The following is a 24678-nucleotide window of genomic DNA, read 5'->3' as shown; positions in this document are numbered from 1 at the left end:
GGCTTTTACACATTCCTATCCGGAACTTCCTGCCGGAGCCTTCGGAGCGCCTTCAGCACACAACAGGCTCTCACTATTCCTGTCTCGCTTTCATATTGCCTACTACTCTCCCGCATCGCTCATATGGACCATCTTAGCAAACTTGTCCGAAAAAGTCAATGACGAAACAGATGGTCTGTCTGCCTCTTTCAATAATTCCGGATGACGCAATAAATAAGCCGATAAATTTCGTTCTGCAGCCGAAATATGTATATAAGGAACATTCCCCGTATGAGTCTGTTCACCCGATACTGCTGCAAGCATCTGGTAATACGCATCGGTATAATCGCCAATGGTTTCGGATGTCAGCCAATGGTATGGCGTAACCACACGGGAAAGCGGCTCAGTAAGCGGCGGCACTAATGAATAATACTCAAATCCTGCCGGTCCTATCAATTCCATAATCGTAGGCATAATATTCATGTGCCCGCCAATTCTATTGCCGGCCAAAACATCCTGTGTGATATCAGGATGCTGCATCATAAATACCGGACAATGCAGTTCCCTGAACGTATATGTCCGCTGCATAAGTGATGTATGCTGCAATTCACCGCAAGAACCACCGTGATCTCCCGTAAAAATAAATAAGCTGTCTTTATAGCACCGCTTCATCCGCTTTATAAAGTTGCTGATAGCTTGATCAGAGTACCAAAATGTTCCCATCATGGATTGTATGCCCTTATTGTGCTTCACATCATCTGGAGCATCCGGCATAATGCGTTCCGTATCAAAGCCCAGTTCTTCTAAATTCATCTTATATGGGCCATGGTTAGACGTAGTATATACGAAATGAAACTGCAGCGGATGAACCTCATCCTGTTCGATCAATTCTGCGGTTTTATCAAGAAAGACACCATCATACACCCCCACCCAGCTCATCGGCGCCTTCGGACCGCAAAAATCTGTCGCCGCCATGGCGCGGTCAAATCCACACGCCGGACAAAAATGTTGAAAATTTCCATGTGCCAAACTGCCACCATACCAATAGGAGGAATGATATCCCAATTTTCTAAGCTGCACAGGCAATGACGTCGGTACCGTTCCCCGCCAAAAAGCTTCCCGTTCATTCAGCTCCAGTCCGGCATCAAAAATCCCCGACATAAGGCTCACAATCGAAGGTCTGGATATAATACCTGCTGAAAGGAAGTTAGACATTACGGCTGATGAAGGATCGTTCATTAACGATTTTATTCCGTCCGCAACATGAAGCGATTGTAAAAACGGATCCACATAATTTTGCCCATAACTTTCTCCCACAATAAGAAAAATGTGAGACGGTGGTTTAATTATCGCTCCCTTAGCTATGCGTTTGCTCATATACACCGGATTCTTTTGGATAGGAAGAGCTACGCCTATTTCTTTGGCAGCTGTTTCAAAAGACTGCATATCCTGTTCATCTGTATGCTTTAAAGAATCATTCATCGGATGTTCTGTCAAATATTCCAACGCAACTAAATCATCCATCGCCGCCTTGGAAAGAAATACATCATTTTTCACGATATCCGGGATAGTATCCCATTCCGGTTTATCATCATGAATCAAAGTCCCGCCATATCGAAAAAAATAAAATCCCAAACCTGCAGCCAGCACAATAAGCACATTAAAACCATAGGATAAAACGGGCAAAGAAAAATGAGGATAAGCCGCGGATGGAAATCTAACCAGCAACGTTAAAATAAACCAACATGCAAAGGTATACGGGATTGCTCCTAAAATGGCAGTCCAGCCATGATATTGGTTAAAAAAAACATCTATTAAATTACGTTTATTAGCCTTGCGTCCCAATAAAACCAATCCATTAAATGTATCATGGAACTGAAAATAAAAAATCATTTTTCCCACAAAAGCTGCATATAATATCACCGCATATATAGTTCCACACAGTAAGCGAATGAAGTTTCCATGGCTATACCAATAAGGGAAGACTAACCCCGGAAGCGTGATCAGCAGTAAGGAAAATAAAAATACATAGGCATTAAAATCCATGCCCCACCAAAAACCAAAGCGAAAACATTCTTTTACTACCTTCCATTTTCCTTTTAAAGAATATGGCTTATATGTATAAATAAATATCCCGCGAAAAACAGCACAAAGAACAGGAAAAAAAACAAACAATTTAATGTCCTGCTGCATAGAAATATAAAATTGCTCAAACATGTAATAACTCCTTTATTCTCATAATAAAACTATTTACATCAAAATAGTTTTCTACACTCTCTCATTATAATTAAACTGCAGGAAAAGTCAAATAAACTTTCATGTTATCTTTTTATTGACGAAGAACAGTAACTATGATAAAATTTTTATGTTGACTCTTGGAGCGGTATCGAAGTGGTCATAACGGGGCTGACTCGAAATCAGTTGATCCGAAAGGGTCCGTGGGTTCGAATCCCACCCGCTCCGCCATCCATAAAGCGCATCATTAAGCTGTTTGTCAGACTTGATGGTGCGCTTTTATTTTTCTCATTTTTCGGATTTTTCCCGACCTTCTACCCCAACTTCTACCCCAATCGTCATTTTTCTGCATCGGTCTAAAAATGATAATTTTCTCAAATATACAAAGTGCTTCATAAATATATAGCGCACAAAAATCCCCCCCTGAATAATCAAACAGGGGGTTGGATTATTTAATAGCGTTCATTCTCTTTTCAGCTACAAAGTAATAATTTCTTACCTACATACACATAATGTGCATGATATTCATATAATTCTACACCTCAACTTGGTCCAATGGTACCTCGGTTAAGAACCCTTTACATATTTTATCAATTTTATTTATTGCAGTTATTACTATATTATAAGAAATAAATCTTCCGGTTTCATTCTTTTATGAATTTAGTATTACACTTGAATTACTCGTTAAAATACTATTTCTTAATTCCGGTGCACTTTCTAAACCAAGTCTTGCCAGACTATCAATAATTAATCTTACACTTGTTTCATCTGCTCGAGCTGAAATCAAATCTCCAACAATTTCAGCCACTGTATCGCGAGGGGAAAACGGACAGTTCGCCGACATAATTAAACAATTTAAAAGTTTAGCAATATCATCAGGATTATAATGGTCTCATAAATTAAGACATTTTGGGAGCCCGTTTATAATGAACCTGATATACTGTAGATAACACTTGAAAGAAGGTTCATTTATGTCCCGGAAAAGAAGACATTTCACAGCAAAATTCAAATCGGATCTAGTTCTCGAACTGCTCAAGGGCGAGAAAGATCTCCATGCAATAGCTATCGAAAATAGCATACAACCAAATCTTTTGCGAAACTGGAAAAAAGAATTTCTCGATAAAGCCTCTGTTGTATTCGATGATTCCCGAGAGGAGCATATCAGAGAAAAACTAGATGAGGAACGCAAAGAGAAAGAAGCATATGCTAAAAAGGTTGGCCAACTCACCATGCAGGTGGACTGGTTGAAAAAAAAATCTACAGAACTGCTTGGACCTGGCTACGAAAGTAAATTTAGTCCGAAACCTTTTGATGACTAAAGAACTTCCCGCACAGAAAGGCGCTGAATTACTTGAAGTAAATCGTACCAGCATCTACTACCAAGGCACACCTATTTCATCAGAAGAGCTTGCCTGTAAAGCTGTCATAGATCGTATTCATACGGATAATCCCGCTTGGGGGGCACGTCAAATGTCCTCCCAACTCAAAAGCCTCGGTTACTTGGTCGGCCGCAGGAAAGCACGTCGGTATATGACGGAAATGGGTATGGACGCGATATATCCAAAGATAAATCTGTCCAAACGTATGCAACAGGCGAAGGTATGCCCGTATTTGCTGCGGAATGCTGTAATAACTCGGCCAAATCAAGCATGGTCAATTGACATCACCTATATTCCCATCAAACGAGGATTCCTTTATTTAACCGCTGTCATCGACTGGTATAGCCGATGCATTGTTGGCTGGGAAGTAGATGACACATTAGACACCAGAATGGTCACCCATGCGCTCAAAAGAGCATTTAAAGTTGCGAAACCGCTAATTTTAAACTCAGATCAGGGTTGCCAGTTCACTAGCAAGGAGTATATTAAGTTTTTAAAGGAAAATAAGGTGCGCCAAAGCATGGATGGCAAGAGACGCTGAGCTGACAACATCATGATTGAACGTTGGTTCCGAAGTTTCAAGTATGAGGAAGCTTAGCTGACTCAGTATGGCAATCTCAAAGAGGCGCGTCAAGCAATTAAAAATTATATCCAGACCTACAATTTTAAACGGCATCATTCAGCAATTGATTATCAGGCTCCAGCTACGCTGTACTATCCAGCAATGCTACTAGATTATGCCACGGCTTAAGGTTCATTATGAAATCTTTAGATTTCTGTCTTGACAAATGAGCCATTATACAATTCGGTATCACCATATTCACTGACTACGGGTTTGTCAAGTTAAGTGTGTAAGTTTTTTTAGGTATCATAAAAGAAGATGCGTTACCAGTGATTGCTGGCTTTAAAATTTCTCGTATTTCAGGATACGAGCTTGCAGCTTATCATCCATAGCCAACTGGTTTCTGACCATCGCCCAGTTCTGGATATGATGCCCTTCCCACTTGGCATAGAGTTCCTTTACCCTGAGATAGAGAACCTTGAAGACAGATTCCTCGCTGGAGAACGAGCCCTTCTTGGTGACTTTTCGGAAGCTGGAATTCACGCTCTCTATCGCATTGGTGGTATACATCACCTTCCTTACGGCACTGCCATAGTTGAATAGTTGCTGGACATGCTGCCAGTTCCGCTTCCATGTTTCTACCGCACCGGGGTACTGGCTCCAGGCCTGCTTGAACCGCTCGAATTCGGCCTCAGCACTCTTCAGGTTCACGGCTCCATAGACCTTCCTGAGCTGGGTCGTGTAGGCCTTGTAATCCTTGGATGGGATGTACTTGATGGAGTTGCGGATCAGATGGACGATGCAGCGCTGCACGACCACCTGGGGGAAGATGGACTTTGCTCCCTCTTCCAAACCGGAGACACCATCCATGCAGATGAATCCGACATCTTCAACGCCACGGGCCTTCAGCTCATCGAATATCTGCATCCAGTTATGTTTGCCCTCCGTCTCGTTCATCCAAAGGCCCAGGACATCCTTCGAGCCATTGATGTCATAGCCGAGGATGACGTAGACAGCGTGGTTCTTGGTCTCATAATCCTTGCGTACAGAGACGTACAGGCAGTCTACGAACAAGAAGGGGTAGAAGGGGTTCAGAGGACGTGTCTGCCAATGCTGGACTTCGTCCATCACTCGGTCTGTGATGTTCGAGATGCTCTCTGCGGACAGCTCGAATCCATAGATGTCATCAATCGTCTTGGCAATATCCCGCTGGCTCATGCCGCGTGCATACATGGCCAGTACCTTGCTCTCGATCCCTGTGACATCCTTGGTGCGTTTGGGGACTACCTGGGGCTCGAAGGTAGATTCGCGGTCCCGTGGGACGCGGATGGGGACCTCGCCGACCGAAGTCTGGATGGTTTTCTCCGTATAGCCATTCCGACGGTTGGAGGTTTCCTTCTTGCTATGATCATTGGAGCTATACCCGAGATGGTTATCTATCTCGCCCTGCAGCATAGCTTCGAAGATAGGACCGAACACGTCCTTCAGCGCTATCTGCATGTCTTCCTGCGTCTTCGGCTGGTATTGTTCCATGATGAGCTTGGCGATTGCCTGGCCTTTCTCACTCGGGTTTCTACGTTTCTTCATCAGTGCTGTACTCAATTCCTTTCAACCTGCTTTCTGATAGTGTACCGCACCTCGACAAAAAAATGAAGTGCGTAAGTTAGTAAATTGGTTACCGGTAACTTACACACTTCATTTTACACTCCCCTGACTACCGTCTTCTTGCTATGCCCGTTACGACGATTTTCGGTTTGTTTGGCAGAGTTTTCATTTTTACCATAACCCAATAACCCAGAGTGGTATCCATTTCAGCTTCCAGCATTTCCTGCATAGTTTCACTGAATAGATCCTTAAGCATTGCCGAAATATCGCGCTGGTTGTCTTCATGTTTCGCTCTTTAATGAGCTCCCGAATTTGTTCTTTCGTTAGTAGTCCCATGCTTTTGACCTCCATATCTTCATTCTACAGATTTTTTTCAAAAGCACAAACTATTTTACACTACCTATTTTTATTACTGCATCTTGATATAAAAATACATTTTTCCAATTCTTGAATCATAACATCATTGCTGTTAAATTTTTACTTATCAAACTTATCAATGTATTCTTGATCTATCTCAAACGACGCGGAAGGAACTAGTTCATATTTTTCATCGTAGATTTCATTTAATTTATTAGGATCTACAAATCCTTCATAATGCTTATCACTTTCAGTGTAATTTTCTAATTCAAAATGTCCACATCTATGATATCTGCATTTTTCTAATTTTGTTTTATCTATCATAAAAAATCCCTCCTTCATACCATATAACATATTAACAATATAATAAAAGAACACTCGAGCTGCGAGTGTTCTTAATTCCTATAGTAGAAGGTTTATCCGTCCCCACCTTCAAAAAGGTCGTTCTGTATCACGTTACATGTTATAGCTCCTAAAGGGTTTTATTTCATATATCCGCACTCGATAAATGTTTGAAATCGGTTTGGTTTCAATCATCACCCCTTGTATTTACACTATACCACAAATATAAAATAAAAGATATCGTTCATTAAAATGAATAATTCCCCCCAATACTCACTTTCTGCACTATCATTATGTAATCAGTGCTTAGAATATTATTTACAATCGCTAACACTGATAACACTAATATCTTTCAGATTATACCTATATTCTTTAAATACTGTTTTTTTCTTTGTTTTTTCAGCTAATGTAATATAATTCATTTTAGAATCATGTACTTTACAAATACCTTCATGTAAAGCTCTGTTACTAATTACTCGAATTTTTAAATACTTTTCTAGATATGATGTCATATAATATCCCTCCTAATAATAAGAGAAACGCAGAATCTATAAAATATTTCCAATTAACTAGCCTATACTTATTTTCCTGCACTACTATTATAACATGTATTTCTTGTCCAAACCTGCTACAATTCTGCTATAAATCTGTCCGAATCTGCTACAAGAAAAAAGTTATTCACAAATATATTTAATACAAGCTATTCTTTATTGTATGGTTTCCCATCTATTTCAATATGTTTCCCAAATAGTGGAACTTACTATCAATTCTTCTGCAAGCATCTTCAATACTTTTATCATTTTCTAATAGTTCAAAAATTATTTTTTCCATTTCCGGGGTACATACTCCATTATTTTCATTGTACAATTTTACATATTCCCTATTCAAATCATCTTGTCTTTTTTTTAATTCTGCTATTCTTTGATCTAATGCATCATTTAATTTTTTCATCTCAAACATATGCTCATCTATTCCAGTCATTAAAACACATTCTTTCTTCGAAAGAAAAAATTATCAATAATAAATTTTCATATTATATTTATTAAATAATAACTGCGTACAATAAATAAGTCAACTTTAAAATAAAAAATCTGTCTGCACCGGAATATCTTCTGTTCCAAACACCATCTCCGCCAATATTTCTAGTACCTTTTCACTACGCTTGCGGCAGTATCCTTCTGAACAATTCACACAGGCTGCTGTCATTTTCCACGACATTTCTTTTATATATTTATTGCAAATAATCATTCGATCCGATTCTGTCAATGCTTCTAGTGACCGATTTAGTCGGTTCATGATAGGTTCTTTCTCCGCAAGTTCTGTCCGAAGTGCAGCAATCTTGTTTGGAATTTTCTCTTTCTTGAAATATTCCTGTTCTTGCTGACTTAGATCACTACCACTGCCTCCGGGTGCAAAAGATATAGATGGAATTTTTGGTGCCGCATTTAGTGACAGCATGGCTTCATAATCAGCAATATCCGCCTTCACGTTTTCTATATACGTCATCTTCTCTTGATAGTGTTGTAGATAGTATTTTATTACCGCTACATTTTTACTACGATCCATGTCCTATTGCCTCCTGCTGTTATAATGAAACAATGTCAATCAGTTCCCTCGGTTATCTCTCTTGATCAAATTTTTAAGTTATAGCACGCTAAACAAGGTATATAATACTTTCCCCCATATTTTGTCTATATGAAATATAAATAAAAATGGTTAAAATAAGAGAGTTTTAATTTTGCAGTATCTTTGTTTGATGAAGTCCTTCTGCTTTTCCTTTATCATAAGCCCTGTATGCTACGACAACTACAAGCGCAGCTAAATCCATTTTCCCAATAGATATATATTTTAATTCGTCCATTGTATTAAATATTATTGTTTCAATTTCGCTTTTTTTAGTCATAATTCACTCTCCTTTGTAATTATTTTGCATAAACACAAAACGGAACTGACAACTTTATGTTATCAATCCCGTTATACTAGGTATATTAATGTATGAATATACAATAATCATCAAAATATCAATGCTTTTTCTTTGATTCTAATTCCGCAATACGCTTATCAGCATCCTCATCACTCATATTACATACATTGATGAGACCGCCATCTTTACCGGTAACCTCAGTTTCCTGCTTATCACCCCAATCATTCCGCTTACTATTTTAAATTTACAAACAGTTTAAGACAACTGCTTATCTAATTCACATATCTTCTGTAAAATTTTATGTTGTTTTTCATCAAGAGCCGATATATCTAATTTTTCAATAGAGTTCCATTCTCCTTCTGATCCATAAAAATATTTTCTTGATATTATTGTGATTATTTCAAAAAACATTACTTGTATTAAAGAAATCAATAAAAACCCATTTTTAGAATACCATGTTGGAGAAAAAAAATTGTCACTAATATCTGTATTTACTATATCTAAAAAACTCGCCCCATGTATATATTGAGGCATAAAATCATATAATTGATCATACATAAACATAAGACTATCATCAAAGAACAAATCACCATTTAGCCGTTCATTTAACATAATACTCATTTGTCGCAAGGAGTACCTTTTAATTCTATGATCTTTTAAATATTCAAAAACAAAATACCACGGACCATAAAATTTATCTTTCGCAGCATTGTTTAATTCTTCAATCGTGTCTTTTATCAATTTTGTACTTACATTGGACGAAAACTGTTCAAAAAGTCGATTAACTTTTTCATAAGTAGCTTCAGTATTATATAAAACATCTATTACGACATCGGGATGATCTTGTGCGTACCGATTACCTCTTTGAATATCTCTTCTTCCTTTCCAAACAGAAAATACGGAATAACATTTTGCTTTAATATTTATTTCATCTTCATCAACCATTAAATAATTCATTAGTAAAAATACTTCATACATGGTTCTCACTGTAGGTATTGCATTACGATGAAGATTATTACCACAAAGAATTTGTACTCCATATAATAAATCTGTCCATTCTTTAAAAAAATGAAGAAATAGTGCATCACCTTCTGTAATTAACTTCTGATCAGTTTTGCTCTGTCTATTTTTATATTCATCCAAGAAAATCTTTCCTATACGTTCACATTCTCGTATACAGTTTTTTAATATTTTTGCTGATAAATTTCCATAAGCTTCGAGATTATCCATTTGTTCTCGTGTCATTAAAATATCGCCTCTTTATAGAGATAATATCACAAAAACAACTAAATTTACACTACCAATTAAAAAGCCGCCACTGCATCAAGTGACGGCTATCCAGAAAAGAGACATTGAATCATAGACCTATGCAAACTCATTACTTGTAGTAGTATTTACATAATTCTACTGTATATAGTATAACAGCTTTTTACTACTCTTATTATTCAATTAAGCTCTCATGTATTGATCAATAAAAAATCTTACGGTCAAACATTGCCTATCTTAAAATAGTATTTCTTATTTTTTCTTCAATTATTCGATTCCATTTATATTATAATATTTTCGTTTTAAATAGGTCGCTGCATTCACTAAACCAATCATAACTGGTACTTCAATCAGTGGTCCAATTACAGCCGCAAAAGCTTGATCAGAGGCAATACCAAACACAGCCACAGTGACTGCAATAGCTAATTCAAAATTATTACTGGCAGCAGTAAATGCTAAAGTGACTGTTTGTTCATATTTAAAATTTGCTTTATATGATATATAAAAACTAGAAAAAAACATAATCACAAAATAAATTAAAAGCGGGATAGCTATACGAACAACATTTATCGGATTATCAATAATTTCACTACCTTTGGTCATAAACATAATAACAATGGTATACAACAACGCAATTAAAGCCAACGGTGAAATTGTAGGTATAAAAACTTGTTCATACCATTTTTGTGTTTTTGCTCGTATAAGTCCAAATCTTGTAAAAAATCCTGCAACGAACGGGATTCCTAGATAGATTAACACACTTTTAGCTACATCTATCATTGATATTGTAATATTCTGCTCTCCCCAAGACATGCCCAACCATGCGGGAATAAGTGTCACAAATAAATATATATACACCGCATATAACAAAATTTGGAAAATAGAATTGAGTGCTACCAGCGCCGCACAATACTCATTATCCCCATTAGCAAGTGTATTCCATATAATGACCATTGCAATACACCTTGCCAATCCAATGACAATTAATCCGATAGCAAATCCGGGCATATCGCCCAAAAATAATACCGCCAAAATAAACATTAAAACAGGACCTATAATCCAATTTTGAAAAAGTGAAAACACAAATATTCTTTTATTTTTTATGACTTTCCCAATTTCTTCATATTTAACTTTAGCAAGCGGTGGATACATCATAACGATAAGACCTATTGCAATGGGCCATGATATTGTCCCTGTACTAAAAGCACTTAATGATTCTGCTAAATTAGGAGATAAATAGCCACAAGTTACACCTAATCCCATAGCAATAAAAATCCACAGTGTAAGAAATCTATCTAAAAAAGATAACCTATTTTTTTGTATTCCCATCGTATTTTTTCTCCTTACTCAAATTCAAATACATACAAGTGCTAGTTTTAGGACATATATTTCCCAGAGAAGATGTTTCTAAAATATCAACTGGTACAGCATCACGCGATATGGAGATAAAATCATATCTACTTAAATAAGTTTCCGCTGTATTAGTTAATAAGTAAACTCCTTTACATCTTTGTTCCCTCAATATATTTAGAACATACTGTATTAATTTACTGGCAATCCCTGATTTTTTAAACTTAGGACAAACGGCCAATGAACGCAACAAAGCAACATCATTGTAAATTTCAAAACCCAATACTCCCATAATAGAAGTACCTTGTGCAATATAATATTTTCCCGTATCATCACTGACTCCACTAACAGGTAATCCACTATGCTCTAACAAATTATATATTTGTGGAAAATCTTTTTGTTCAGCAATTTTAATATTGAAATCAGCCCCCTCTACTAAAGATTGCGCAGGTTTTTTTGCACGAATAAATGCACTAATCAATGCCCCATTCCATTCTTCAATTTCGTTCGTTATGTTTGATGATACTCGCTGTTGCATAAATAGTTCTGTTAAATCATACGTTCGAGTTGTTCGAACTTCAATGTTTTCGAACCCTGCCTCTTTTAATTTTTTTTCATATTCTGTATGTAATAACGCACCGGATATGCACCCAGCCCATGAAAATAAATCACGTCTTATAGTATCAGGTAATGGTTTTGTAATAACAATATCAGATACAGCTATGCGTCCTCCCGGCTTGAGAACTCGATATATTTCTCTAAAAACTTGATCCTTATCTCCTGACAAATTAATAACACAATTAGAAATAACAGCATCTATTTCTCCATCCGGCAAAGGAATTTCTTCAATATATCCTTTTAAAAACTCGGCATTGGCTATATTAGCCTTATTTTTATTAGCGTTAGCTTCAGCCAACATTTCATCTGTCATATCAAGTCCATATGCTTTACCGGATGGACCAATTCGACGTGCAGAAAGCAATACATCCAGCCCAGCACCGCTTCCCAAATCAAGTACAGTTTCTCCAGCATGCAAGGAACCTAATGCCGTAGGATTGCCGCAACCAAAAGAAGCAGCTATCATGTCTTGCGGCAATCCTTGTATCTCCTCTGTTGAATATAACCCGCCCGTAATCGTATTTTTAGAATCATTGCTGCATGAATCACCGCAACATACACGATTCGCACCCACTATTGCCTTAGCATATTTTTCACGAACAACCTCTCGCAATTCATTATCTTTCATAATATTTTCTCCTCATGTTGTTAAATCAACGTAAAAATATTGTTTATGTGATAAATCAAATTTATTTCACTACAAATCCTTGTGTTTAATAATAGATACAGTATTTAATTTAGAATTGAGATTATAACAATTCCAACAATTTTTCACCTTTTACTTCAAACGGTTTCCATGGAATAACCGCATATTGACCATCGGATATGTTTTCTACTTCATGGATCCATTGCAATTCAGCTGCGGCTTTTGCCTTCAAAAAATCACTTTTTGTGTCTGCCATTGAGTAACTGGCATTGATTACCCACCATTTTACGGCAAGCCCTGCCCGCTTTAGATCATCCAATAATCGCTTTGCTTCATAAAACGGAGTCGTTTCTGCAAGTGTTACAATAATAACTTCGGTTTCATTGGGATCTTTTAATCTGGGAAGCAATTCTTTTTCTGCATCCGATACAGCTCCCCCGGAATTTTCTATCTGCTGATTGTAATTTTGGGTAGATTCCAGTAAAAGGATCGTATGTCCTGTCGGTGCTGTATCCAGTACAACGATTTCGTCCCGACTCTTTGCAACAATATCGGCAAATGCACGAAATACGGCGATTTCCTGTGTACACGGCGACCTAAGATCTTCCTTGACATATTCAAGATCATCCTCCGGCATAGTCTGGCGTGCTTTCGCAAGTACTTCTTCCTGATATTTCTTCAATTCGCCCTTTTCATTGATATGACTGACAGATATATCTTTTTCCTGTCCCATGACAAGGTTTAAATGATCAGCCGGATCCGTGGTAGCAAGACGCACCTTTTTCCCTTTACGATGCAGTCCCAGAGCGATAGCCGCTGCGATTGTCGTCTTTCCGACTCCGCCTTTCCCCATTGTAAAGATTACTTTTTTATTTGACGCTTCAATTTCATCTACTACATCCGAAAGCGTGTACGCATTTGAATGCTGTAAAGTGGACACAACAGGGGTATGTCCGGAATAGGAAAGCAGATGTCTGACATTATCCAACCCAGTAATATTATACGCGCGCAACGGTACCATCGTGACAGATTGTCTTACTAAACTCTGGGGTATTTCCTGCAATGCCTCTTGTTGTTTTTTAAATAAAGCGGTTTCAACTGTATCATTTGCATCATATGTTTCCAAAAGACCATTTATTACAAGCACTTGATTACGGATTTCTAATGCTTCCAGTTCATGAGAAGCCCGCTGTGCTTCCCGTATCGGTGCCGTTTCCGGCCTGGTAACAAGGATGATCGTAGTGAGACGGTTATCTGCCAACGTATGAACCGCTTTCTTGTACATTTCTTTTTTATCCTCTAAACCGGACAGTTGTCCGAGGCAAGAAGCCCCATGTTTGCTTTCGCTGATAAAACCGCTCCATGCAGACGGAAGCTGGAGCATGCGGAGCGTATGTCCAGTCGGTGCCGTATCAAAAATAATATGATCGAATTCTTCTGCTTTTTCCGCATTTGTCAAAAATTCAGAAAATGCGTTAAATGCTGCAATTTCCACCGTACAAGAACCAGATAGCTGCTCTTCTACATTTTTAATGGCAGAATCCGGTAATTTTCCGCGATATGCACCAATCACTGATTCCCGGTATTCCGCAGCAGCCGTCAGCGGATCCAGATTGGCAACAACCAAACGTGGGACATCCGCAATAGCAACACCCGCATCATTCAACGGGATACCGAATACATCCTGAAGATTAGAGGCAGGATCCGTACTGACAAGCAGTATCTTTTTCCCTGCATCCGCCAATGATACCGCAGTAGCACAGGCAATAGAAGTTTTTCCCACACCACCTTTGCCTGTAAAAAATAGATATTTCGTTGCTGCTGTTTCCGCCGGATCATATAATGCTATTTTCATAGCCACATTCCTCCTTAACAACAATCGTCCGAACCACAATTACAGGTGGAATTCTGTACCGTATCCGTTTTTGATTGTACTATATCAATACCCACCTGAAGATATTCCGCAAATTCCGCATTGGTAAGATACCCACCTTCCTTAACAATCGCGCCGTCCACCATAGTTACCGGAAGTATTTCCATTCCTTTGTCATTCAGTACTGTATTGATAATTGTATTTTGTACAAATGCCTGCGGTTCAGAAGACAAATTATGCCTTATAATATGAATTCCTTCTTTTTTTAAATTTTCAATAACTGCTGCCACCCGGATTAATTCTGGATTCACGGAAGGACCGCATACCCCTGTCGAACAACACATTGCCGGTTCAAAAATTTCAATTTTTTTCATCATTACTCACTCCTTTAATAGAATTATCACAAACGTTGTTTTCTTCCTGTATCCACTTATGCAGATTATCCATATCTTTTTGATATAATTTAATTGTTCGCAATTTATCATAAACTAAGCTGTCCAGAAATTTCTCTTTTTTATCTTTTTGCATGGAATAATAAGACCACTGTGCTTGTTTTCTATCTTTTACTAAACCAACATTCTTGAGATAAATAAGATGGCGGCTTGCTTTGGCCTGCGTAATTTGCAAAAGTTCCATTATAACACAAACACAAAGTTCATTTTCATATAATAGATTTAAAATTCGCAAACGAGTTTCATCTGATAGTGCTTTTAATTCATCTATCAATTTTTCTTCCATATTTTCACCTTTTCTCTATTGTATATTTGTATAATCGTTTATACGAATATAATATACCATTTTTTTTAGAAATGCAAGCAACTATTTTAAGTATATTCAACATACATTAACAAATATCAATACCAATAGATATAAAAACCGCACTAAATAGATAGCTGTAACAAAAAAGGTTCTGCTCCAGAGCAGAACCTTTTGCATGTAACATACAAGTATAAATTTTTCTGTTTTTTTATTTCACAGCTCTATGCTTTCGGATAAAGTCATTCGTCAAATCGTATGCGTTTCTTATGAAACAACGGACATAATTCGGCAAAAACAACGCCTCCTAAAATCAAAACCGCTCCTAAAATCTGCAGCAATGATAATATCTCTCCCAAAAAAACTGCAGCAAAAATCAATGCAGAAAACGGTTCTAAATACCCACAAATCGACACAGTTTGAGCTGGTAAATATTGCATAGCCGAAAAATACAGATAACAGCCGATTCCCGTGTTGATAACACCCAGTACGATAACAGCCAGTACACTTTCCAATGAAAGTACTCCTATCTGCGGATGCATGCTAAACGTTACTGCCCCGACCATTACACCTCCTATGAGCAATTGACAAAGAGTCCCTTCTAATCCATCCACTCCCTTCATCTTTTTATTAATAATGACCAGCAGAGCAAAACATACCGCGGATAATATACCGCTCATCAGTCCCCATGATACTCCCTGTGATTGCACACTGACACCATTGACGCACAGCATTCCCGCGATGACCGTCACCATTCCTGCCGCTTTTATTACAGTAATGCGTTCATGAAATAACGGTACGGACAATAGAAGTACCATCACAGGACCACTATAACAAGCAAGTGTTGCCAAGCTTACGCCTATCTGCGTATATGATTCATACAGAAACAGCCAATTTCCACCCAGCGCTAATCCGGCTAATATAAGTTTGCCCCATACCCTTCTCGGAGGACCCGTCCATATTTTTTGCTGCCGCCACATCAGCAGCAGCAACAGAAATATGCTTCCCATAACCATACGGCTTAGAACAATAACATAACTATCCAGCGCAATATAACTGGCAATAATGCCATTGGAACCAAACAGTAGTACTGCCGCTAAAAACTTTATGTAATTCCGGTTCATGCCATGCTCCTTCCCATATATCTTTTTTGTTATATTACTTTATTTTTGTGTTCTTCGTCAACGTATACCGGCCAAAATAATAAACGCAAAAGGAAGAGAAAAAAGGGTATTTTCCCTCCCGTCTCTTCCTTCTGCCAGTTAATTATTACTAATTAACACCGAAAAACAGTATTTTATTCTTTTATGATTGAATTTACAATATCTGTTTCATCATTTCGGTCACGTATCGCATCAACACCGGATTCACCGGTTCGGATACGAATTGCATTGTCAACAGTAGTAACAAAAATCTTTCCATCGCCAATATGACCTGTGCGGCAAGCTTTTTCCGCTGCTTCTATCACTTTTTCAACAGGTATTTCACTCACTACGATCTCTACTTTTATTTTTGGCAATAAATTAATCGACATTTCCTGCCCACGGTATATTTCCGTATAACCATGTGAAAGACCGCAGCCATAGACTTGCATGACAGTCATACCGGTAACGCGGATAGCATACATCGCTTCTTTTAAATCATTCAGTTTTTCCGGTCTTGTAATGATTTCTATTTTATTGATCTGCCCCATAATATTCCTCCATTCACCAATCCGTACATGGCCAAACTATATGTCGTGCACTACGACTTGTTTTTGGTAACCGACGGATGATTTGTCGATGCAATCATGGCACCAAAACTATCCATCATAACATATCCACGTTCACCATGTTCTGTAACATCAAGTCCAACAATTTCCTTTTCAGGACTTACTCTGATTCCGATAAGAGTATCCACAATTTTAAGAATGATAAGTGTCATAACAATACCGAAAACGATACAGGAAAAAGCGCCGATTGCTTGAATGCCAACCTGTGCAGCATTACCGGCAAATAAGCCATTAGCTCCATCCGGGTTGACCATAGTAGTGCAAAACAATCCCGTTGCAATAGATCCCCACAAACCACCTACACCATGAACACCAAATGCATCCAAAGAATCATCATATCCAAAATGCTGTTTTACAACAGCAACAGCAAAGAAACATAAGACACCTGCAACCAGACCAATAACAAGACCTGCCAAGGGTGTTACAAAACCGGCAGCAGGAGTGATTGCAACTAATCCGGCAACAACACCGGAAGCTCCGCCTAAAACAGTCGGTTTGTCATGAACAATAGCTTCCACGGCTACCCATGAAACAGCTGCACCGGCGGCAGCTACCTGAGTAGCGGCAAACGCATTAGCTGCCAGGCCGTTCGCCCCTAGTGCACTGCCGGCATTAAAACCAAACCAGCCTACCCAAAGCATCGCAGCGCCAAGAACAGTCATAGGCATATTATGTGGTATCATAGCTTCTTTTCCGTACCCTTTACGTGTACCAATATACAAACATGCTGTCAAGCCGGAAACACCGGATAAAATATGAATACACGTACCTCCTGCAAAATCAAGGCAGCCAAGAGCTCCCAGCCAGCCGCCGGCGCCCCAAACCCAATGTGCCGCCGGAGAATATACAAAAAGACTCCAAAGAGCAGTAAAAAGAACAAATGCCGAAAATTTTACACGTTCTGCGAAAGCCCCTGTAATAAGAGCAGGCGTAATCACGGCAAACATCATTTGGAAACAAGCAAAAGCCAGATGCGGCACCGTTTTAGCATAATCTGCACTCGGTTCCATTCCAACACCTTGGAAACCAATCCAGTCCAATCCACCAATCAAGCCTCCGTGGTCTGGTCCAAATGCCAGTGAATACCCTACCAATATCCATAATACAGAAACGAAACAAACAATAAAGAAACTCTGCATAATCGTAGCCAATACATTTTTGTTCCGTACCATCCCCCCGTAAAATAAGCCAAGGCCCGGGGTCATCCACATGACCAGTGCTGCTGAAATCAGCACCCATGCCGTGTCGCCCGTATCAATGGCAGAAGCTCCATCGGCAGCCAAGGCTGGTACGGCAGCTAAAGCAAAAATAAATGATAATGCCAAAATACCCCTGATTTTTTCGACTAAAGTATTCATAGTATTCCCCCTCTAAATTTACTTCACCGGAAATAATAAAGCCCCTGTATTTGTGTTTAACAAATACAGGGGCTTCATTGCCAGTTAAATTAAATTTAAGCTCATTCTACATTAAATATTTGCGGCTGTCAATAAATATTTTTTGTATACATTAATGTTTTCACCGCAAATTCATCTTTATTTATTACGAGCTGCCTTTTTACGATCATGCTGATCAAGAATAGCTTTACGCAAACGTATGCTTTTCGGTGTTACTTCAACCAATTCATCATCATTAATCCATTCTAAGGATTGTTCCAAACTCATAACCCGTGCCGGAACCAAACGCAATGCTTCATCGGCAGAGGAAGAACGTGTATTACTCAAATGTTTCTTTTTACAAGGATTGACATCAATATCCACATCACGATTACTTTCGCCGATAATTTGACCTAAATAAATTTTCTTGGTCGGCTGAATAAACATGGTTCCACGATCCTGGAGGTTAAAAATACCATAGGCTGTTGTTTCTCCTGTTTCGAATGCAACCAGAGATCCCCGTGTACGTCCAGGAATTTCGCCCTTCCAAGGTGCATATCCGTGAAAAACATGGTACATAATGCCGTTTCCCTTTGTGCCAGTAAGAAATTCCGAACGGAAACCAATAAGACCCCGGGCGGGAATAATAAATTCCAAGCGTGTATATCCAGCAAGATCTACCATATTTACCAGTTCAGCTTTACGAGTCCCCAGTGATTCCATAACAGCACCCATAAATTCCTGCGGCACATCAATTGTCAATTGTTCCAATGGTTCACATTTCCGGCCGTTGATTTCTTTAAGAATGACGCTGGGTTTGCCAATCTGCATTTCATACCCTTCACGGCGCATTTCTTCAATAAGGACTGCAATATGGAGTTCCCCGCGTCCAGATACCTTAAACGCATCCGCACTATCTGTTTCTTCTACACGCAGGCTAACATTAGTCTGTACTTCACGGAAAAGACGATCCCGCAAATGACGGCTCGTTACAAAATCTCCTTCTTGTCCGGCAAAAGGACTATCATTCACATAGAAAACCATAGACAATGTCGGTTCGTCAATATTGATAGTAGGCAACGCTTCCGGGTTTAATGGATCTGCCACCGTTTCGCCAATTTTGATATCTTCAATACCAACAATAGCCGCTATTTCCCCCATGTAAACTTCTTCGGTTTCAGACCGCTTCAACCCTTCATAGGTATATACTCGTCCAATTTTCGCTTTACGCTGGCTTTCCCCATCCGTAATGACAACCTGTTGATTTGTTTTCATCTTGCCGCGGACAATACGCCCAATCGCAATCTTCCCAACATAATCATCATAATCAAGTGTTGTCACCATAAATTGCAGGGGACCTTCCGGATCGCCTTTAGGGCATGGACAGTTTTCAATAATACATTTAAAAAGAGGTTCTAAATTATCACTTTCGTCTTCCATATGTGCTTTGGCGATACCATCACGCCCGTTAGCATAAATGACAGGAAAGTCAAGTTGATCATCATCTGCTTCCAGTTCCATAAATAATTCCAACACTTCGTCTTCTACTTCTTCAACACGAGCATCCGGTTTATCAATCTTATTAATAACAACGATAGGTTTTAATTTTTGTTCCAACGCTTTTCGCAGCACAAACTTTGTCTGCGGCATCGGCCCTTCAAATGCATCAACAAGAAGTAATACTCCATCAACCATATTTAATACTCGTTCAACTTCGCCGCCAAAATCGGCATGCCCCGGAGTATCAACAATATTAATTTTCACGCCTTCATGCATAACCGATGTATTCTTAGACAAAATTGTAATGCCACGTTCACGTTCAATATCACCAGAGTCCATCACACGTTCAGCTACTTTTTCATTGGCACGAAAAACGTGGCTCTGTTTCAACATAGCATCGACTAAGGTTGTTTTACCATGATCGACGTGGGCAATAATCGCAATATTACGTATATCCTTACGTTCCATCCTGCAGTCCTCTCCTGTTAACTAACATTATAAACAGATTATAATAGATTAAATTGTAACTTAGTAATTATATCACATGAACCGGATGTTGACTACTATTTTTTTTATAAAAGAAAGAGGCCCTATAAAAATAGACCCTCTTTCTTTTATAAAATGGACTTGTATTGCGTACTACCTATTTATACGCCAAGCATTACTTTCTCGGTTCTCCGATAATCCGCACCTCCGGTTCCAGACACACTCCATGGGCGGACTCTACACGTTTTTGTATTTCCCGAATCAAACATAATATATCTTCTGCCGAAGCATGTCCTATATTAACAACAAAACCAGCATGTTTTGTCGATACCTGGGCATCACCGACAGAAAATCCTTTAAGCCCCGTTTGTTCGATCAATGTACCCGCAAAGTATCCAGACGGCCGCTTAAATGTACTTCCTGCACTGTGCATTTCCAATGGCTGTTTACTGCGCCGACGATTCATAAGCACATCAATGCGTTCAGCAATTGCCGCCTTATCATCTGCCGTAAGTGCAAGTTCCACTTCAACAATCACTTCCTGTGTCAGTTGAAATCTGCTGTGCCGGTATGAAAATTCAAGTTCTGCCGCATCATATGTGTGGACAATTCCGGCATCATTGATTGCTTGGACCCGAGAAACGACTTCACTCATTTCACCATCATACGCGCCGGCATTCATAAACACAGCGCCGCCCAAGGTTCCCGGAATCCCACAGGCAAATTCAATTCCCGCCAGACCGTTTTGCTGCGCAAATGCGCAAACATCTCCCAGCATAAGCCCTGAACTGGCCCGCAGTAATAAACCATCACATTGCAATACCTTATTTAGCTCATTAAGTTGAATAACTACACCGCGTATTCCGCCATCTAGCACTAAAACATTAGACCCGCCCCCTAAAACCGTCAAGGGAAGCAACAGCTCTTTTGCTGACCGTATGGCTACCGCCAGTTCCTGAACAGTGTGAGGAAGGACAAGCACATCGGCAGGTCCGCCTACGGCAAATGTCGTATGCCGGCTCATCGGCTCATCTATCAACAGCCGTTCACCGGGAATGATCGCATTCAATTGTGAAATAAAACTTGTAAACGCATACTTATTTATCAAGGATACTCATTCCTTCAGCCATAGATTCTTGAATGATTTTTAATACATCGCCGGCACAAGTCTGCCATTTCCTATACGCTTGCAAATAATCAACGGCCATTTTATTTCCTTTGATAACTTCTGCTAATTTATTTAGTTCTTCTACCTTGGCTTTATCAGGTTGTCCCCCCATTGCCCCGGCATATTCCAACTGCACTTGTTTTATGAGAAATTCTTGAACCATTTTTTTCGATGTCTCATTTGTGGAAAGAACCTTTCCCGCATCTACCAGAGCCTTATATTCTTCAGACTCACGAATAGCTTTTGCCAGTTCATGGGCTTTATCATATATATTCATCATTTATTTCCCCTTTATTTCAAATTTTTAATGCCAATCCCGCATTTAGACATATCGGGAAAATCTAATTGACGCAGCGCTTCATAGGAAACAATAGCAACAGAATTAGATAAATTCAAACTACGAGCCTTATCCGCCATGGGAATCCGAAAACAAAATTCGGGGTACTGTTTAAGTAACCGTTCCGGCAGTCCCTTAGTTTCTTTGCCGAAAACCAGCAAATCATCTTTTTCAAACCGGATATCAGCATAACACTGTTCCGACTTAGTCGTCAAATAAAAAAATCGGTGACCTTCGTATTTTTTCTGCACTTCTTCAAAATTTTCATGAATTTTTACATCAACTAACGGCCAGTAATCTAATCCTGCTCGTTTTAAATACTTATTCTCCAAAGAAAATCCTAATGGTTTAACTAAATGCAGCATAATATGATTAGCTGCACATAACCGTGCGATATTTCCTGTATTGCCGGGAATTTCCGGTTCCACCATAACAATATGCATAATCATCACTCTCCTGTAACATTGTACAAGATTTTTTCATGTCCTTCAAGTGACAGAGATGCATAGATAATATTGTTTAATTGAATTTTATCTTCAAATATGTTTTAATATAGGTATTAGGGAAAGTATATATTAAGAAAGAGGTGTTCATCATGGATATGGAAAACAGAGACAATATTGCACAATGGCCGATTTATTTCGCTCCAGGCTGTAAGCTGCTGCAGTTGGAACCGCAGACAGTGTCTCAGCTATATGATTATTTACATCAACTATTTGGTACTATTCACTTATATACTCGCTGCTGCGGCCTGGACGATGCTCGTCAGCACGATGAAGAAGCGGTTTTTATTACGCTGTGTTCTTCTTGTTTTAAAGTATACGGAGATACGTATGCTAACCTCCATATGAGAGATTTCTGGGATATTTATACTGATTATAAAGACATCTACCCACTAAAAGATGAAAAAGAATTACATAAAAAATTGGATACTGCCATGGAAGGGGCTTTTCCAAAAGAAGGACTCGATAAATGGTACCATGCATTAAAAAAATGAGGCAACATTATGAAATTTACCTATTACGGACATTCCGCTTTTTTACTTACAGAAAAGAATACCGCCATTTTATTTGATCCGTTTATTACGGATAATCCTTGGACATCAATTAATCCGGCATCTATTTGCTGTCAGTACATTTTTATTTCTCATGCCCACAGCGATCATTACGGAGATGCTGAAATCATAGCTAAAACCAACAACGCTACCATTATCAGCACAGCAGAAGTAGCTGCTAAAGCTGCAAATGCAGGCTGTAAGACGCATGCCATGCACATTGGCGGCAAAGCTTTTTTTCCTTTTGGCTATATCCGCCTGACCCCCGCTCTTCATGGTTCCGGTATAGCAGGCGGGCTCGCATGCGGCTGTATCATTCAAATAAATAATAAGCTTATTTATTTTGCCGGTGATACGGGGTTATATGCGGACATGAAGCTTCATAGCCGTTTTTCACCTATTGATTATGCAATCCTGCCCATTGGCGATAATTTCACAATGGGCATTGAGGATGCTGCCATTGCAGCATCCTGGATTCAACCAGGATTAGTAATCCCCATTCATTATAAGACATGGCCGATTATTGACAAGGATCCCATGGAATATAAAAAATTAGTCGAAGAACATTTCCATATTCCGGTCCAAGTTATCGCTCCTGGCACAACATATGAATTTTGATCAAAACAGTACAATCCCCCCTGATGTTAAATACATCAGGGGGGATTGTACTGTTTTATATAGTAATGAAAAACAGTATATTATGTTACTTAATAAAAATTTACAAAATGGATTTATAAATTTCAACAATTTCTTCCTTGATAACATCTCTTGGATTACCCGGTGTACAAGCATCAGCAATCGCTGATGCAGCAAGAAATTCAACATCCTTCTCTTTAACTCCTAATGTACGCAGCTGCCGCGGTATACGAACATCGTCTGCCAATTTTTGCACAGCATCTATACAGGCCTGCCGATATTCTTTCTGACTCATGTTTTCTACACCATTCACGCCCATAGCCCGGGCTATCTCACGGTAACGGTCTCCTGTCGCCGGCGCATTAAATTTTAATACAGGCGCCAATAAAACAGCACAGGCAACCCCATGCGGAATGTCATAAAAAGCACTTAACGGATGTGCCATGGAATGATCGATCCCCAACCCAACATTAGAAAATCCCATACCTGCAATATACTGACCTATTGCCATTTCTTCACGCGCCTTCATATCGCCCGCCACCGATTTCCGCAGCCATTTGCTGATTATTTCAATAGCCTTTAAATGCATCATATCCGTTAATTCCCACGCCCCTTTAGTAATATAGCCTTCAATGGCATGAACGAGTGCATCCATGCCCGTAGCTGCACAAAGGCCAGCAGGCATAGAGGCACTCATCTGCGGATCGATAATCGCAACAACCGGTATATCGTGAGGATCTGAACATACAAATTTACGATGTTTTTCTACATCTGTAATAACATAATTGATAGTAACTTCTGCCGCCGTTCCACTAGTCGTCGAAACAGCAATAATTGGCATGGCTTTATTCTTGGTCGGTGACGCACCTTCCAAACTGCGAACATCATAGAAATCCGGATTCGTCATAATAACAGCAATAGCTTTTGCCGTATCAATAGAAGACCCCCCGCCAATAGCAACAATAACATCAGCTTGTTGTATACGGCAAAAATCGACACCTTCTTGTACGTTTTGAATCGTTGGATTGGCTTTGATATGATCATATACAATATAATCCATGTCCGCCTTATCCAGTAAATCCGTCACTTTATCAGCAACTTTGAATTTTAATAAATCGGGATCCGTTGCAACCATGACTTTTTTTAACCCGCGATTTTGCACTTCATTAATAATTTCCTGAATCGCACCTTCACCAAAATATGAAGTTTCATTCAACGTAATTCTGTTACTCATACTAGTATGCCTCCTTTAATAAAAAGAACTATACTGTATTGTATGAAATAAACGTGCCAAATAATGACAGACTATTCAAATTTATTTTTTATTTGCATATTCTCTTTATATACAACGATATATCTTACTACTCATACTATTCAGTTAATAAAGATTATTCTTTTATTTTATTTCTCATAACAGTCATATGTATCATATGTATCAAAATTATCGATACATATAAT

At 38.9% G+C, this 24678-nt stretch carries 27 protein-coding genes and 1 tRNA gene; 6 read left to right on the top strand and 22 right to left on the bottom strand.

What is annotated here, in order from left to right; genetic code table 11:
• Nucleotides 1-102: 102 nt before the first annotated feature.
• Nucleotides 103-2196 (bottom strand): LTA synthase family protein, encoded by a 2094-nt coding sequence (locus NXG62_RS02440; protein ID WP_427113417.1) that lies wholly within the window; start codon nt 2194-2196, stop codon nt 103-105.
• Nucleotides 2197-2356: 160 nt separating this feature from the next.
• Here NXG62_RS02440 and NXG62_RS02435 point away from each other — a divergent pair.
• Nucleotides 2357-2445: transfer RNA gene (locus tag NXG62_RS02435), tRNA-Ser, on the top strand.
• Nucleotides 2446-2502: 57 nt separating this feature from the next.
• Here NXG62_RS02435 and NXG62_RS02430 read toward each other — a convergent pair.
• Nucleotides 2503-2625 (bottom strand): hypothetical protein, encoded by a 123-nt coding sequence (locus NXG62_RS02430; RefSeq protein ID WP_427113416.1) that lies wholly within the window; start codon nt 2623-2625, stop codon nt 2503-2505.
• Nucleotides 2626-3185: 560 nt separating this feature from the next.
• Between NXG62_RS02430 and NXG62_RS02425 the strand changes: the two genes are divergently transcribed.
• From NXG62_RS02425 to NXG62_RS02415, 3 genes are read left to right on the top strand one after another with little or no spacing between them, the layout of a single operon-like run.
• Complete coding sequence (locus NXG62_RS02425) at nt 3186-3533, top strand: transposase (protein WP_218118690.1); 348 nt, start codon at nt 3186-3188, stop codon at nt 3531-3533.
• A complete protein-coding gene (locus NXG62_RS02420) occupies nt 3526-4134 on the top strand; it encodes an IS3 family transposase (protein ID WP_427113415.1) in 609 nt (202 codons plus the stop codon). Before NXG62_RS02425 ends, NXG62_RS02420 begins: the two co-directional genes overlap by 8 nt.
• Before the next feature lie 57 nt (nt 4135-4191).
• Nucleotides 4192-4344 carry an IS3 family transposase gene (locus NXG62_RS02415; protein WP_427114217.1) on the top strand — a complete coding sequence of 51 codons (153 nt, stop codon included), beginning with the start codon at nt 4192-4194 and terminating at the stop codon, nt 4342-4344.
• Nucleotides 4345-4497: 153 nt separating this feature from the next.
• Here NXG62_RS02415 and NXG62_RS02410 read toward each other — a convergent pair whose 3' ends face one another.
• The 19 genes from NXG62_RS02410 to NXG62_RS02320 form a co-directional block, all read right to left on the bottom strand.
• Entirely contained in the window at nt 4498-5742 is a 1245-nt protein-coding gene (locus NXG62_RS02410) for an IS256 family transposase (RefSeq protein ID WP_083615847.1), read from the bottom strand.
• A 495-nt stretch (nt 5743-6237) separates the two neighbouring features.
• Nucleotides 6238-6441, bottom strand: coding sequence for a hypothetical protein (locus tag NXG62_RS02405; protein ID WP_091647820.1), 204 nt, complete (start codon nt 6439-6441; stop codon nt 6238-6240).
• Between the two features lie 332 nt (nt 6442-6773).
• The gene (locus tag NXG62_RS02400) at nt 6774-6971 is read right to left on the bottom strand and encodes a hypothetical protein (protein WP_091647822.1); all 198 of its coding nucleotides are present in this window, start codon (nt 6969-6971) and stop codon (nt 6774-6776) included.
• 214 nt (nt 6972-7185) lie between these two features.
• On the bottom strand, nt 7186-7440 hold the full coding sequence (locus NXG62_RS02395) for a hypothetical protein (protein ID WP_091647824.1): 255 nt from the start codon (nt 7438-7440) through the stop codon (nt 7186-7188).
• Nucleotides 7441-7536: 96 nt separating this feature from the next.
• Nucleotides 7537-8025: an RNA polymerase subunit sigma-70 gene (locus tag NXG62_RS02390; protein ID WP_427113414.1), complete on the bottom strand. Its 489-nt coding sequence runs from the start codon at nt 8023-8025 to the stop codon at nt 7537-7539.
• Between the two features lie 166 nt (nt 8026-8191).
• Nucleotides 8192-8362: a hypothetical protein gene (locus tag NXG62_RS02385; protein ID WP_176762839.1), complete on the bottom strand. Its 171-nt coding sequence runs from the start codon at nt 8360-8362 to the stop codon at nt 8192-8194.
• 276 nt (nt 8363-8638) lie between these two features.
• Nucleotides 8639-9628 carry a DUF5677 domain-containing protein gene (locus NXG62_RS02380; RefSeq protein ID WP_091647827.1) on the bottom strand — a complete coding sequence of 330 codons (990 nt, stop codon included), beginning with the start codon at nt 9626-9628 and terminating at the stop codon, nt 8639-8641.
• A gap of 288 nt (nt 9629-9916) precedes the next feature.
• On the bottom strand, nt 9917-10978 hold the full coding sequence (arsB, locus tag NXG62_RS02375; protein ID WP_091647828.1) for an ACR3 family arsenite efflux transporter: 1062 nt from the start codon (nt 10976-10978) through the stop codon (nt 9917-9919).
• On the bottom strand, nt 10959-12245 hold the full coding sequence (gene arsM, locus NXG62_RS02370; protein ID WP_091647830.1) for an arsenite methyltransferase: 1287 nt from the start codon (nt 12243-12245) through the stop codon (nt 10959-10961). Before arsM ends, arsB begins: the two co-directional genes overlap by 20 nt.
• 121 nt (nt 12246-12366) lie before the next feature.
• Nucleotides 12367-14118 carry an arsenical pump-driving ATPase gene (gene arsA, locus NXG62_RS02365; RefSeq protein WP_427113413.1) on the bottom strand — a complete coding sequence of 584 codons (1752 nt, stop codon included), beginning with the start codon at nt 14116-14118 and terminating at the stop codon, nt 12367-12369.
• 14 nt (nt 14119-14132) lie between these two features.
• Nucleotides 14133-14513, bottom strand: coding sequence for an arsenite efflux transporter metallochaperone ArsD (gene arsD, locus NXG62_RS02360; RefSeq protein ID WP_427113412.1), 381 nt, complete (start codon nt 14511-14513; stop codon nt 14133-14135).
• Nucleotides 14497-14874, bottom strand: a complete 378-nt coding sequence (locus tag NXG62_RS02355) for an ArsR/SmtB family transcription factor (RefSeq protein ID WP_091647835.1) — start codon at nt 14872-14874, stop codon at nt 14497-14499. The genes arsD and NXG62_RS02355 overlap by 17 nt, the downstream gene beginning before the upstream one ends.
• 260 nt (nt 14875-15134) lie before the next feature.
• Nucleotides 15135-16016 carry a DMT family transporter gene (locus tag NXG62_RS02350; RefSeq protein WP_427113411.1) on the bottom strand — a complete coding sequence of 294 codons (882 nt, stop codon included), beginning with the start codon at nt 16014-16016 and terminating at the stop codon, nt 15135-15137.
• A 173-nt stretch (nt 16017-16189) separates the two neighbouring features.
• The gene (locus NXG62_RS02345) at nt 16190-16585 is read right to left on the bottom strand and encodes a P-II family nitrogen regulator (protein WP_091647838.1); all 396 of its coding nucleotides are present in this window, start codon (nt 16583-16585) and stop codon (nt 16190-16192) included.
• Nucleotides 16586-16635: 50 nt separating this feature from the next.
• Complete coding sequence (locus NXG62_RS02340) at nt 16636-18021, bottom strand: ammonium transporter (RefSeq protein WP_427113410.1); 1386 nt, start codon at nt 18019-18021, stop codon at nt 16636-16638.
• Nucleotides 18022-18198: 177 nt separating this feature from the next.
• A complete protein-coding gene (gene typA, locus NXG62_RS02335; protein WP_427113409.1) occupies nt 18199-20007 on the bottom strand; it encodes a translational GTPase TypA in 1809 nt (602 codons plus the stop codon).
• 193 nt (nt 20008-20200) lie between these two features.
• Entirely contained in the window at nt 20201-21133 is a 933-nt protein-coding gene (gene murB / locus NXG62_RS02330) for a UDP-N-acetylmuramate dehydrogenase (protein WP_427113408.1), read from the bottom strand.
• On the bottom strand, nt 21123-21473 hold the full coding sequence (locus tag NXG62_RS02325; protein ID WP_245675055.1) for a YlbF family regulator: 351 nt from the start codon (nt 21471-21473) through the stop codon (nt 21123-21125). Before NXG62_RS02325 ends, murB begins: the two co-directional genes overlap by 11 nt.
• Before the next feature lie 11 nt (nt 21474-21484).
• Nucleotides 21485-21973, bottom strand: coding sequence for a tRNA (cytidine(34)-2'-O)-methyltransferase (locus NXG62_RS02320; RefSeq protein WP_091647847.1), 489 nt, complete (start codon nt 21971-21973; stop codon nt 21485-21487).
• 152 nt (nt 21974-22125) lie between these two features.
• On the opposite strand from NXG62_RS02320, the gene NXG62_RS02315 reads away from it, so the two are divergent.
• Both NXG62_RS02315 and NXG62_RS02310 read left to right on the top strand, forming a co-directional pair.
• The gene (locus NXG62_RS02315; protein ID WP_245675056.1) at nt 22126-22527 is read left to right on the top strand and encodes a hypothetical protein; all 402 of its coding nucleotides are present in this window, start codon (nt 22126-22128) and stop codon (nt 22525-22527) included.
• Between the two features lie 9 nt (nt 22528-22536).
• Complete coding sequence (locus NXG62_RS02310) at nt 22537-23202, top strand: metal-dependent hydrolase (protein ID WP_427113407.1); 666 nt, start codon at nt 22537-22539, stop codon at nt 23200-23202.
• A 100-nt stretch (nt 23203-23302) separates the two neighbouring features.
• On the opposite strand, the gene fucO is transcribed toward NXG62_RS02310, so the two are convergent.
• A complete protein-coding gene (gene fucO, locus NXG62_RS02305) occupies nt 23303-24454 on the bottom strand; it encodes a lactaldehyde reductase (protein WP_427113406.1) in 1152 nt (383 codons plus the stop codon).
• Between the last annotated feature and the right edge of the window lie 224 nt (nt 24455-24678).

Source organism: Megasphaera sueciensis (assembly GCF_050219315.1).
Lineage (GTDB): Bacteria > Bacillota > Negativicutes > Veillonellales > Megasphaeraceae > Megasphaera_A > Megasphaera_A sueciensis.
Note: the sequence above shows the minus strand (reverse complement) of the source record. Positions and strands in the feature narration are given on the sequence as shown.